The sequence below is a fragment of the Flammeovirga sp. SubArs3 genome (assembly GCF_947387565.1).
GTDB lineage: Bacteria > Bacteroidota > Bacteroidia > Cytophagales > Flammeovirgaceae > Flammeovirga > Flammeovirga agarivorans.
This window is the reverse complement of record NZ_CANDOA010000006.1, coordinates 189,957-202,268: the sequence shown is the minus strand read 5'-3', so window position 1 is coordinate 202,268 and position 12,312 is coordinate 189,957. Positions and strand designations below refer to the sequence as shown.

At 33.1% G+C, this 12,312-nt stretch carries 12 protein-coding genes; 1 reads left to right on the top strand and 11 read right to left on the bottom strand.

Going from position 1 to position 12,312, the window contains the following annotated elements:
* Positions 1-12: 12 nt before the first annotated feature.
* The 7 genes from QL232_RS17925 to QL232_RS17895 all read right to left on the bottom strand — a co-directional run bounded on the left by QL232_RS17925 (position 13) and on the right by QL232_RS17895 (position 6,159).
* Positions 13-384, bottom strand: coding sequence for a hypothetical protein (locus QL232_RS17925; RefSeq protein WP_281615196.1), 372 nt, complete (start codon positions 382-384; stop codon positions 13-15).
* Positions 385-525: 141 nt separating this feature from the next.
* Positions 526-1,257 carry an outer membrane lipoprotein-sorting protein gene (locus QL232_RS17920; protein WP_281615195.1) on the bottom strand — a complete coding sequence of 244 codons (732 nt, stop codon included), beginning with the start codon at positions 1,255-1,257 and terminating at the stop codon, positions 526-528.
* A gap of 11 nt (positions 1,258-1,268) precedes the next feature.
* Entirely contained in the window at positions 1,269-2,543 is a 1,275-nt protein-coding gene (locus tag QL232_RS17915) for an FtsX-like permease family protein (protein ID WP_281615194.1), read from the bottom strand.
* Positions 2,543-3,718 (bottom strand): FtsX-like permease family protein, encoded by a 1,176-nt coding sequence (locus tag QL232_RS17910; protein ID WP_281615193.1) that lies wholly within the window; start codon positions 3,716-3,718, stop codon positions 2,543-2,545. Before QL232_RS17910 ends, QL232_RS17915 begins: the two co-directional genes overlap by 1 nt.
* Positions 3,719-3,722: 4 nt before the next feature.
* Positions 3,723-4,415 (bottom strand): ABC transporter ATP-binding protein, encoded by a 693-nt coding sequence (locus QL232_RS17905; RefSeq protein WP_281615192.1) that lies wholly within the window; start codon positions 4,413-4,415, stop codon positions 3,723-3,725.
* 12 nt (positions 4,416-4,427) lie between these two features.
* Entirely contained in the window at positions 4,428-5,585 is a 1,158-nt protein-coding gene (locus QL232_RS17900; RefSeq protein ID WP_281615191.1) for a hypothetical protein, read from the bottom strand.
* Between the two features lie 4 nt (positions 5,586-5,589).
* Entirely contained in the window at positions 5,590-6,159 is a 570-nt protein-coding gene (locus QL232_RS17895) for a TetR/AcrR family transcriptional regulator (RefSeq protein ID WP_281615190.1), read from the bottom strand.
* A gap of 150 nt (positions 6,160-6,309) precedes the next feature.
* Here QL232_RS17895 and QL232_RS17890 point away from each other — a divergent pair, with 150 nt between their 5' ends.
* Positions 6,310-7,080, top strand: a complete 771-nt coding sequence (locus QL232_RS17890; RefSeq protein WP_281615189.1) for an MBL fold metallo-hydrolase — start codon at positions 6,310-6,312, stop codon at positions 7,078-7,080.
* A 64-nt stretch (positions 7,081-7,144) separates the two neighbouring features.
* On the opposite strand, the gene QL232_RS17885 is transcribed toward QL232_RS17890, so the two are convergent.
* The 4 genes from QL232_RS17885 to QL232_RS17870 all read right to left on the bottom strand — a co-directional run bounded on the left by QL232_RS17885 (position 7,145) and on the right by QL232_RS17870 (position 12,274).
* Positions 7,145-8,965: a DUF4493 domain-containing protein gene (locus tag QL232_RS17885; RefSeq protein ID WP_281615188.1), complete on the bottom strand. Its 1,821-nt coding sequence runs from the start codon at positions 8,963-8,965 to the stop codon at positions 7,145-7,147.
* A gap of 91 nt (positions 8,966-9,056) precedes the next feature.
* Entirely contained in the window at positions 9,057-9,641 is a 585-nt protein-coding gene (locus QL232_RS17880; RefSeq protein ID WP_281615187.1) for a hypothetical protein, read from the bottom strand.
* Positions 9,634-10,743 (bottom strand): YHYH protein, encoded by a 1,110-nt coding sequence (locus tag QL232_RS17875; RefSeq protein ID WP_281615186.1) that lies wholly within the window; start codon positions 10,741-10,743, stop codon positions 9,634-9,636. Before QL232_RS17875 ends, QL232_RS17880 begins: the two co-directional genes overlap by 8 nt.
* 235 nt (positions 10,744-10,978) lie before the next feature.
* Positions 10,979-12,274, bottom strand: a complete 1,296-nt coding sequence (locus tag QL232_RS17870; RefSeq protein WP_168884392.1) for an NCS2 family permease — start codon at positions 12,272-12,274, stop codon at positions 10,979-10,981.
* Between the last annotated feature and the right edge of the window lie 38 nt (positions 12,275-12,312).

Below are 12,312 nucleotides of genomic sequence, written 5' to 3'. Positions count from 1 at the left end.
TAGCCTTTTTTATTATCCTTTTACTTGTACTCTAACCACTTGATTATTGATGATTACTGTAAATCTTGAAAAGTCATTGGATAACTCTCCACAGAGTTCTTCTTCCAATTCAGACTTTTCTGACATCGTAATACCGGTACCTTCTGAGAACTCTTTATAGATCATCACTGCTCCGACAGTGTTTTCCCAAAGTTCAATAACAGAAGCCATTATTGGTAAATTTGGTACGCCTTCCATTTGTTTAAAGATCTCCTCTTCTTCATCATCAGTTTCAGCTTCTGCCAAATCCATTAATAAATCATAGTGATCTTCATCTAGAATATATTCTACATCGACCTTTTGGCCGTCGCTGTTTAATTGTTGAATCTGTTCTAAAGTATTCATTTTACCTATAGATTAATTTTGAACCGAAGTTAAAAATAGATTGGGTGATATCACATAACATTTATCATAACTTTACTAAATCAAAAAAATGGCCCATGAAAATCTTTCACAGGCCTTGCAGGATTGGTTCTAAGTCACTATTTATTTCTTTAAATTACTTTTATTAAAAACATGGTCAGGAATAGGAACATTATCTTGTAGATCCATAATAATAAAATCGGTTCCTTTTCCATCTTTCAATACGTCTTTATAATTCATTTTAAAAGGAAAATACCTATCTCCTACTTTTCGAATATCAGACATATTCATCTGCTTTAGCATTTGACCACTTTTGGCAAAAAGATCTTGTCTCATGGGTACATAATGATCTTTAGTTACCCACATTTTCATTTTGTAATAAGTTATATCTGCTACTTTCGCCTCTAAATCTAGAACAAGACATTGTTCTCCATTCATTTCTTCTTCTCCTACCAATGTAGCTTTGTAGGTATCTACTAACTTACGTTCTTGCATCATATCTTCGTAAGACATATCTGATCCATTGACTGACTGCCTTAACATATGACCCGAGATTTGAATAGTACGATCCGAAGATGGAGAATAGATCCAAAGTTTATCCTCTAATTTCAACATTTTTGTACCTTTTTCTCTTGCGGGAGATAGGTATTCTGAGAAGGAATCTGAAGTTCCTCTAGTGTAACCTTTTGAAACAATTTCCTTAGTTTTCCTTTTTCCATAGACGATCATTTTCGACGTAGAAATTTTAGTTTCAGAATACATGTTTTGATCAATCTTCTTTAAGATACTCTGTGCATCTTGAGCAAGTGATAAAGAGGATATATAAAGTAAAACTATTGTTATTATTTTTTTCATTGTTCTAGTATTTAAACACCCAATTCGTTAAATAATTCTGATGTTTGACGCTTAAAAATTCCTCTTCCTGACAATAAAGCACCAAGGAAAGTGGCCATTACACCGGGTATAAAACCTATCCAAAGTTGAGTTGAAACCAATTTAGCCCGAATGACATTGCTAATCAAAACACTATTTTGGCCAGATGTTACATTAGAAATATCTAAACCTACTTCTTGTAAATAAAATGTAAGAAGTAAGCCGAATACAGTTCCTATGATAGAACCTATGACTCCAACTATTACAGACTCCAACAAAAGGCTTTTATAAATTGCTTTTTTAGACTCTCCAATTGCGATTCGGATTCCGAATTCAGTATACCTTCTTAATCCACCTAATAAACCTGTGTTCCATAAAACAATAGACATGGCAAAAATAAAGAAGATATTAAAAATTGATGCAAATGTGTTCATCAAGTCCAACATAGTGCTTAAACCATTCTGATCTCTCAATGCCAACATTTCTGGTGCATATTCATCAGTATCATTTTCATAAAGTGCATTGAATGAATTCTTTACTTCCTGTATCTTGTCTCCATCATAAATATCATTGGGAAGAAAACCGAAAATTTCCTGAGCGGCATTTTCCATATCCAAGATTTGTTCAGCATCTTTTGTATCTATAATAAAAGTTCTATCATCCATGACAGACATTCCAAAAGATACTGCTCCCACGTATGTGAAATTTTGAAAAGACATACTTCCATCCATAGTAGCTCCGAAGAAGGTAATTGTATCCCCTAACTTTACTCCCATTCTTTCGGCCAGACCTTTCCCCAACAACATTTCAAATGAACCAGAAGGCATTTTTCCTTCGACAAGGTTCTCTCGGATCTGCATTCTTTCTAGGTCTTTAGATGAAGATGATAGGTTAAATGCCATTCCACCTGCAATACCTTGTGTTTTAGTAATTCCATTTTTATCGGGTACATCAAGAATACCACCAAAGGAGAACCTTCTTACCCAATCCATCTCTGGGTATTTATCATTTAGTTGTTCTAATAACTTATCAGCTTCTAAGATTGATAAATCTAAAGGACGTTGTGATATATTTTTAACATACTCCCTTGTCATTACTTTCACATGACCAGTTCCAAAACGAGCATTTTGACTAATCATATCTGTAGAAAATCCTTCAATATAACCTATGAAGAATACAGATAATGTTACTCCCAAGCTAACAACAATAACAGGGAGTAAACTTCTACTTTTGTCTCTAATAAGACCTTTAAATAAAAACTCAAACATTATTTCTTCCCTTTTAAAGCGTCAACAGTATTCATTTTAGATATTTTTCTCACCGGTAGATAGCTAATAACAGCCGATAAAAGCACCACCAATATTATAGTTTTGAAAAATAACTCTGGAGTTAATAATGGGTATATAAACTCATCAATAGTAATTCCCATCTTTCTTGATTGTTCCAAATTGGAAGTCATAGGAATACCGACTTTGTTCAACCACATAATTAATGGAATAGCCACTGCTGAACCGACAATTGTCGCAATAAACGCATACATTGTGCCTTCTAGAGTAAATAAGAAAGTGACTCTTTTTTTGGTAAAACCTAAAGCTATATAGGTCCCAATTTCTTTTTGACGTTTAAAAACAGAAAATACCTGAGAATCGAAAATGGCGATTAATGCGATCAACATGAGAATTCCATATAGAAATGAAGAACCTCCTTTTTTCATTTCTATCAAATCATAAAAAGGTTGAAGTAATTCCTGTTTTGATTCGTATTCCCAACCTTCTATATTTTGATGTTTATATTCTTTATCTGCTAGAAGGTAAGTGGCCTGTTGATGAAACCCTGTTAGTTGATTTAATTTTTCCAAACCTATCCAAACTTGGTTAGCATCAACTGTTGGTACAGTTGTTTCGAAAATATCAACAATAGTAACATTTTGAGCATCAAAGGTTCCATTTTTATCTTTCCACCTCATTAAGATTTCATCACCCTTTTTCAAGTGATTGTCTTGCGCCATCCCTTGACCAATAATTACCGGAATAGGCACCTCAGAATTGGATAAAACCTTTGTGGGTAGTTTAACTACATCCTGATCTGACGCAATCCCCTTTAATAAAATTGGTAACATTCGTCCATCAGGGTAAATATTTGCCTGACGGATTAATACTGGGGTTAAATGTGCATTTTCTGAATATTGACCATGTCCTGACTCGATCGTAAATGGATCCATTTTATCATAATCTGCATGAATCAATTGTCCTTCTGCAAACTCCCAGTTCACTTGATCCTTGATCCCTTGGTATTCCCAACCCATATATAGGCTATTGAAAAATAGGATCATCACAAATGCCAGAGATAATGTGATTATCGTTAACCAAGTTCTCAACCCTGAACTAATGATATTCCTAAAAGCTAGTCGAAAACTTAGTAATATATTATGTATCGTTTCCATCGCTTTATTTACTTTCGTCGTTCTTTACCTTACCATCTTCTAATGATATTACTCGATCGAGTGATTCTATTACTTTATTATCATGTGAGGAGAATATAAAAGTGATGCCTAATTCTTCGTTTAATTGCTTAAGAATCTCCATGATTTTATAAGCATTCTTTGAATCCAAATTTGCTGTTGGTTCATCAGCTAAAACAATATCTGGTTTTTTCACTATTGATCTAGCTATAGCCACTCTTTGTGCTTGACCTCCTGAGATTTGTGATGGCTTTTTGTTTGCAATATTAGCTAAACCCACCCATTCCAGTGCTTCCATCACTGCTTCTTTTCTTTCGGCTTTTGTACGTTTTTGTAGTAGTAAAGGAAATTCTACATTCTCATAAATGGTATAAACTGGCAATAGGTTATAACTCTGAAAAATAAAGCCTATATGTTGATTCCTGAGCAATGCCGATTCCTCATCAGATTTTGCTGCTACGTTTTTACCACTTATTAATATGTCGCCTTCAGAACAGGTATCCAATGCGCCAATTAGATTCAGTAATGTTGTCTTTCCAGATCCACTTGGGCCAATTAACCCAGCAAATTCTCCTTTTTTGAAATTGAGTTCAATATCACTTAATGCAGTAAACTCGGATTCACCTACAGGAAACCGTTTCGTTACTTTTCGAATTTCAATAATGTTGCTTGTTTCCATTTTCAGTTTTATTTAGTGATTTAATGTTGCCATAAGTCTCAATCCAAAACCAGGTGTAAATTGGTTCAGATCGTTATTTACATATGGGGTTGAAATTTGAGTTGTTGGGTTATAATATGCCATGATATACCCTGTCCAGATATCAAAATCATGGTTATAAGTGGCATAAACACCTGTACCATCATTCGTCCAATCCTGATAGATCATCAATGAAATATTATCAAAGAAGCTGACAGGATAATTAAATGAAATGGCACTTGTATTACCTTTATATTGTGGTTGATTGATTTCTTCTCCATATCTCGTAAATAAATGCTCGAAAACTATATTTACCCCTTTGATGGTATAATCTATTCCGACATCCAATAATGCTTGGTGAGTCAATCCTAATGGATCACTATTAGCATTTAAAACGATTGGGTCTTTAGTTTTTGTATAAGTCCCTTCAAACCAGATTCCAATACCAATATCCCACTTCCCATCCACACCATACTTATTCTCCGGTGTTTCAATAAAAAGCGGATCATTGATGTTCCAACGGTTATCAAACACAGCTGTTCTATGATGATAGGAAAAGGCAATTTCTCCTTTCGGGGTAGGTAATTGTAACCTACCTCCTAGCTCTGGATGATTTCTTACTGTTTGCAGTATATCATATCCTCGCGTCTCTTCATTTCCATATAAAGCCCAAAACCAAATATTTGCATTGTTCTTAAAGTAATACTTCCCTAATGCGGCATAAACTCCATTAGTTAAGCCTAAAGGATCTCTTGGGTCTATTTGATTAAACCATTGTAACGGTCTTAATAAAGTAGAAGAACCAAAGTCTATTTTCTGTAAGCCAATTCTCACTTCACTGTTTTCGTAAGCATAACGAACCCATGCTCTATAAGGTGCTACTGTTCCCTCCCAAATGGAATTACCTCCTGCATATTGAACAGATCCATAAATATTAGCGGAAACGTAAGCAGAGATACTTTGTAAGGAATCTATTTCAAATTCATATTTCAATTCTGGGATATATCGTACACCGGTCCAAAGCTGTTGTTGATCTGACTCAGGTGAATAAGTAGTAAACCCCTGAAACAGTCCGTTGAAATCTAAAGTAGACTGAGCCGTTACTTTTATTGATAGAGCAAGTAATATGTAAATTAAAAGATACCTCATCATCACATTATTTACTGATACCAAAGAAAAAAAACTTAGTAATCGATCTTGTCATTTCTTCTGATGATGAGAACATATGAAGAAGGTGGTCATCGTTCATCATTTCTTGGAGTTTATTCATCATATACATAATAAATTCAACTGATATATCTTCTGAAATTTCTCCTTTTGATTTAGCCAAAAGTATTTCCTGAACAAACAAAGCATTACTTTCACTTTTTATACGCTCTAATGCTGTGAGTACTTCTGTATCTTTTTGTGAAAAATAACTGTACAAGTCCTGTAAAAAAGTGAGGGATAGATGCTTGCTATACTCAATCTTGAAATCGATCACCTCTATTAATTTTTCTTGAAAAGTGATTTCCTTTTTTATCACTTCCTTAAAGTCCTGAATTCCTTGGTTTGAAATTCCAGTGACTATCTCAAGAATAAGTTCATCTTTATTTTTGAAGTTTCTATAAAAAGTCATCTTAGAAACATTAGCATCAGAAATTATTTCTGTGATACTCACCTTTATGATTCCTCTGTCAAAAAAGAGGTTTTTTGCTGCCTGAATGATCTTATCTTTTGCCTTCATAATGTTACTTATTCAGTAATATGTTACTAACTTAGTATCATTTTTTATTTTTAGTAACTTTGTAAAGAAATTTTAACAATAGTGAATGAAAACAATTTGATCCAAAAAATATTATAACTTAGGAAAACAATATACTTCTACTATAAACTCATGACTTCTAATATATTACACATCTCAACTATCATCGACGGAGAGGAATCCAAATTATACCCAACTTTAATTAAGAGTCCTCTAGGTAACTATCTTGTAGACACTGGTTATAATGAGTCTTATGCCCAATTAGAAATAGAGCTTCAAAAACATGGACTATCATATCAACACCTACAAGGCATTATTATTACACATGATGACATCGACCATATTGGTTGCGTAAAAGCAATTAAAGAATCTAACCGTTCAATTCAGATCATTTCATCTAGAAAGGAAAAAGCTTCACTAGAAGGTAAAGTCATTTCGGAGAGATTAGAACAGGCAATTTCTTCGTTTGATCATTTACCTGATGCTTATAAGCCTTGGGGAAGAAAATTTATCTATTCGCTTCAAAACGTTAGAAGGTTCAAAGTGAATCATACTGTAAAACATCAGGATGAATTATTAAATACTTGGAAAGTCGTGGAAACTCCAGGTCCCACCAAAGGTCATATTTCACTCTTCAATAAAAAGAGTCATACGCTTATTGCTGGTGATGCAATTGTTTTTAGAGATGGAAAATTAGATATAGCCAACTCTCAGTTCAACCTTGATCTTGATACCGTAGTTGATTCGGTAAAAACTATTAAGAGTTTATCCCCTAAAAAAATCATCTGTTTCCATGGAGGTGAGGTAACAGAAAATATAGATTCTCAACTTAATGATCTGATTAAAAAGTACTCCACTTTTAAAGAAAAGAAGGTAAATCAGTTCAATGTTTTTTATCGTTAAGACTTAGTAAAATTACTATGTAATAAAAACGACCAATACAATTGATATGCATTGGTCGTTTTTATTAATTTTCATATGGATTGTTCTGATCATCATATGTGAACTCATTCCATGGAGCGTAACCTGTAAGTTTATCAAATAACTCTTTAAGTATTACACCAGAAAAATTGTTATTTTCTAATTTCAAGATCCATAAATCCTCAAAATCATTTAAATAGTTTGGAATATCACCTGTTAATTGATTTGAATTCAATTTTAATGTACCAAGTTCTATTAAACTTTCCCACTTATCGGGAATACCTCCACTGAATCCATTAGAACTTAAATTAATTTTATTAATTGATTTTAATTCAGATAAAGATGAAGGTAACTCCCCACTTAACTGATTTTGTGACATATCTAGTATTAATAAATCTGGGAAGTCTCTAAAATCTACTAATTCATTTAAATTCCCTGCTAAACCCATATCATTCAAATGTAGCTCAACTAATTTACCTTCATTATTCACCACAACATTTCTCCATTCTCTAACAGGTTTTGAAGAATTAAAATCATGAGTTTTCGTCCAATTTACACCACCAAAATTGTCATAAATATCGTATAAAGATTGTCTTACTGTCTCATTAACATCTGGTCTTTCATACCCTTCTTCCAAAAAAGTAATGAAATGTGAAAAATCTCCGTTATTAGACGTAATTTTAAGGGTTAATTCATTTTCATTTAGAAGTAAAATTTCATATTTATTTTCATTTATAGTAGAATGAATTATTGGATAAGCTCCACCTGTTAATTCAAGATATAACCTTTCTTCATGCTTAGATAAACTCCACTTCCAATCTTCAGTATTTATAGGGTTAATTTTGTAAGAAATATAATTTAATTTCTCACCCTGATTTATACCTCCAAGTTGTTCATAATACTCCTTATTTTTTTCATCGCCAAAAACTAAAGAAGATCCATTATTTTCAAGGATAAAGGACTTATTTGAAGGATCAAATAAGAAATTATCATCATATACACCATATTCATCAAATTCATATGCATTAATTTTGAGCCAAGTAGGCTCATTTTCAGATGATGGGCCAATACCAACATGACCAAAAGTAGATTTATCTAATACCCATTTTTTCTCTCCATTATTTCCAGATAGAAGGTTAATGATTGGATATTGCCAATTTTTATCAAGATGGATTGTTTGATATGATATGTTTTGATCAATCTTATCTAAATCGTCAAGAATTGATTCATCTGTAAAACTTAGAAAGATTTTATAATAATCATTTGCCTCTGTAGACATTGTTTTTACCATAAAATCATTAGTATTGTCTTCATCATAGATGATTTTTAATTCAATTTCGCCTTCACTAAAGTAAAGTCCTTGAATTTCATCATTTGCATAGATAATTGAATCATTACCGCTTTTAAGTTGTACATAAATAGATGGGTATTGTAACTTAATACTATCTGAAAAAAAGAGCTCCAGTTTTACATTCTCCAATGTACATGTTACTGATAATGATGTAGTTTCTGAAGGTGTGATTGAAAAGTCAGAAGAACCTGAATAAAACGGTGTATCAAATCCGAACATCGATTCACCTAAATAGGCCAACATTGAATAGTCTCCTTCAGGTAATTGAAGAGAAGTTGGAGTTCCTGTAAAGTTATTTAATTCGTGGATAATATTACCCGAATCATCTTTAATAACAATAGTAAAATCTTTCTTGTCAATAGTATCTTCAATAATTCGTTGGTTCCCCATTGGATTAATCTCAATATCAAAGGTTAATGTACCTTGAAGATCTATTTCATCAACTTCAGTTTGCTTACAAGAGATTGCTAAGGTAGTTATGATAAAGAATACTACTGATCTAAAAATAGTCATCATAAAAAATATAGATTGTTAATTCGCTAATGCAACTTAATAACTTTGATAAGGAATTCAAAGTAACAATCTACACGATTATACTACAGAGTATTTAAATCAAACGCCTTCTTTCTGTAAATAAGATAAATAACAGAATTAATACTGCCCCAATGGTAATGGCAACAGATTGTGGCATTCCAGAAGTTTCAACTGTTTTCGTAAAATGGTCTGTAAAATCATTTCGATTAGATAAAATGGCTTTACCATTAGACTCACCAATTTTATAAACAAAGAGAGATTGATGGTCCTCATTTTCAGAAAATGCTTCAATTTGTACTTTTAAAGTATGAATTTTAGAAGGGACTTCAGTAGTGATAAATTTCAGATCGGTTTGATGCTTACCCAACTTAATACCACCATCTAAAAGTATGATTTCCTTTCCATTGATATTCAACTTAAATTTTTCTTTTATATATCTTACTATTAGTGATTTATACTGCCCTACGGTATAATTTTCAAACTCCTTTTCACCGTATGCTTTTAGTAGAGCTGCATCTACTCCATCTTGGCTGAGGTATATACTTAATAGCCCTTGCGAATCTTGTTTTTCAAGATAGAATTTAGCTGATAGAGGATTATGTGCTTTAACTCCATAGCTTAAGCATAACCCAACGATTAGGAAGATTATTTTATTCATATCTGAAATTGTTTGAACGAACGGCCACTCCTTTTAAACATACCGGAACATTAGGTGCATCGGTTGTACTTGCCACATAATGATATACACCATCAGGATACTCAGTTGTGATAGCTGATCTACCTCCACATTCATCTAAATCATCGGGTTCCACAGCATAAGCGTAAATAGGGTATCCATCTTTGGCAAAACCTACCAACTTTGTTGCATCACCTAGCAATTGATCGACATAATCTCCGCAATTTATATCTGTGATATTATTAGCAACTAATACTCGATCCATTACTTCTGCAATGAAATGCCAATGGTAATACCCAGCAGGGTCCTTATGACCTCCACATCTATCCAAAGATGGTATTTTTGCACTAGCCATTATTCTATTTGTCGGTCCACTAATGGCCGAAGGTGGTGTTCCATTAATTGGTACTCCATCTATGGATACACCAATCAATTCTACTGTTTCTATAGTATTTACAGATGAAGCTAGCTTTGGAGTTTTAGGAATTATAAACGTTAGTTCTAAGTCATCATCTGGAGCCGCATCAAGACAATAAGAAAGGTTTTTCTCTAATGCTCCGCTTTGAAAATCATCGATTCTAATATTTCCTTGATCATCTACAATATCATAACCATCCTGTTCCATGGCTTCAAATAAAGCCCTTTTCATTACTTGAAAACCTGGATTTGTATCTCCATCATATATTCCAAGACCTCCTACATCCTCTAAAGTTTCAGGACAAAGTGGGCTATCATTTTCAACGGGGTTAGCAGAGAAAGTAATTTCAAAACACTCTGCAGTAGTGCCATCTTCAAGAGTAGCAGTAACTGTTTCAATAGATATTAGTGATTCCTGATTAAAATACTCGGAGGCAATTAAAAATTCTGGAGTTTCTTCTTCTTCTTCAGTATTCGTTGAATCGTTTTCACTTTGATTTTCATCAGCAGTCTCATCTGTAGCATCTTCGTCAGATGTATCATCATCGCTGGATGTATTTGTAGTGGTATTATTTGAAGGGGTTGCATCATCTTCAGTCGATGAACATGAGTAAGAGAAAATACCAATCAACAAAGTAACAATAAAAAGCAGGGTATACTTTTTCATTAATAATAGTAGTTAAATAAAAAAATAGAATAATATAGATTTTTGGTTTCTGTAATAATATGAGATTAAAATGGTTTTAGCAGAATATATAAGGTTACAAATAGTAACGAAACCTATAACAAACTGAATATCAGTAATAATTTACAGAATATTTGAATAAATAGAAAAGAAAAGGTCCATCAATAACAAGAATTATTGATGGACCTTTTTGGCGATAGTATGAATTTGTAATGAATTACCCTGCGATTAAGTTCACCACAGAAAGAACTCCAATCACATACATTGTAATTGGTAATTCTTTACCTTTTCCTCCTAAGATCATTAATACTACATAAGAAATAAATCCGAATGTAATACCCATTGAAATAGAGTAAGTTAATGGCATCATGATAATCGTTAAGAACGAAGGTACCGCTGTTAACATATTATCAAATTTGATGTGCTTGATGTTCATAAACATATAAACACCGACCATTAATAATGCTGGCGCTGTTGCATAAGCAGGAACGATTCCGGCTAATGGTGCAAAGAATAAACAAGCAGTCATAATTAGTGCTGTAAACACCGATGCTAAACCTGTTCTTGCACCAGATGCAATACCTGAAGCAGACTCAATAAAGATAGTTGTTGTAGAAGTACCTAAAACTGCACCCGCTACTGTAGTTGCTGCATCTGCTTCTAAGATTTTTTCTAATCTTGGTACAGATCCATCCTCTTTCGTTAAACCTGCTTGATTTGAACAAGCAATGATTGTAGATAATGAATCAAATAAATCTACAAACATAAACGAGAAGATTGGTCCGATAAAAGCAAATTTCAAAGCACCCATAATATCTAATTTCATAAATACAGGCTCAATTGAAGGAGGTGTACTTACAATAGAAGAAGGTAATTCGACATAACCGAAGATGGTACTTACTACCGTAATAGCTACGATACCAATTAAAATACCACCAGTTACTTTTTTATATTCTAAATATGCGATTAAAATAAAGCCTAGTAACGATATGATTAACGTAGGTGTAAATGGACCTAAGCTTACTAATGTAGCTGGGTGATCCACAATTAAACCCATGTTTTTCATACCAATAAACGTAATAAATAATCCAATACCTGCCGTTACTGAAATACGTAAAGACAATGGTATAGCGTTAGCAATTTTCTCTCTAACACCAACAAAAGTAAGTATTACGAAAACAACACCTGAAATAAATACAATACCTAAGGCAGTTTCCCAAGGAACACCTGCACCTAAAACGATTGTATAGGTAAAGAAAGCATTAAGGCCCATTCCCGGTGCCATAGCAAATGGCATCTTACCCCAAAACGCAGCCAATAATGTACCTACGATTGAAGCTAATAATGTAACAGAGAATAAGGCATCTTTATCCATCCCAGCTTGTGATAAGATATCAGGATTGACAAAAATGATATATGCCATAGTAAGGAAAGTAGTTAAACCACCAATAAACTCCTTACTAATTGTGGTATTATTTTCTTTTAATTTGAATACTTTTTCCAGTAATTCCATTTCTCTTTTATTTAAACCTGAATGATTATTTGGCGAAT

Bases quoted from the DNA above. Each gene is read 5' to 3' on its own strand.
- QL232_RS17925 (WP_281615196.1), bottom strand. From the start codon at position 384: ATGAATACTTTAGAACAGATTCAACAATTAAACAGCGACGGCCAAAAG.
- QL232_RS17920 (WP_281615195.1), bottom strand. From the start codon at position 1,257: ATGAAAAAAATAATAACAATAGTTTTACTTTATATATCCTCTTTATCA.
- QL232_RS17915 (WP_281615194.1), bottom strand. From the start codon at position 2,543: ATGTTTGAGTTTTTATTTAAAGGTCTTATTAGAGACAAAAGTAGAAGT.
- QL232_RS17910 (WP_281615193.1), bottom strand. From the start codon at position 3,718: ATGGAAACGATACATAATATATTACTAAGTTTTCGACTAGCTTTTAGG.
- QL232_RS17905 (WP_281615192.1), bottom strand. From the start codon at position 4,415: ATGGAAACAAGCAACATTATTGAAATTCGAAAAGTAACGAAACGGTTT.
- QL232_RS17900 (WP_281615191.1), bottom strand. From the start codon at position 5,585: ATGATGAGGTATCTTTTAATTTACATATTACTTGCTCTATCAATAAAA.
- QL232_RS17895 (WP_281615190.1), bottom strand. From the start codon at position 6,159: ATGAAGGCAAAAGATAAGATCATTCAGGCAGCAAAAAACCTCTTTTTT.
- QL232_RS17890 (WP_281615189.1), top strand. From the start codon at position 6,310: ATGACTTCTAATATATTACACATCTCAACTATCATCGACGGAGAGGAA.
- QL232_RS17885 (WP_281615188.1), bottom strand. From the start codon at position 8,965: ATGATGACTATTTTTAGATCAGTAGTATTCTTTATCATAACTACCTTA.
- QL232_RS17880 (WP_281615187.1), bottom strand. From the start codon at position 9,641: ATGAATAAAATAATCTTCCTAATCGTTGGGTTATGCTTAAGCTATGGA.
- QL232_RS17875 (WP_281615186.1), bottom strand. From the start codon at position 10,743: ATGAAAAAGTATACCCTGCTTTTTATTGTTACTTTGTTGATTGGTATT.
- QL232_RS17870 (WP_168884392.1), bottom strand. From the start codon at position 12,274: ATGGAATTACTGGAAAAAGTATTCAAATTAAAAGAAAATAATACCACA.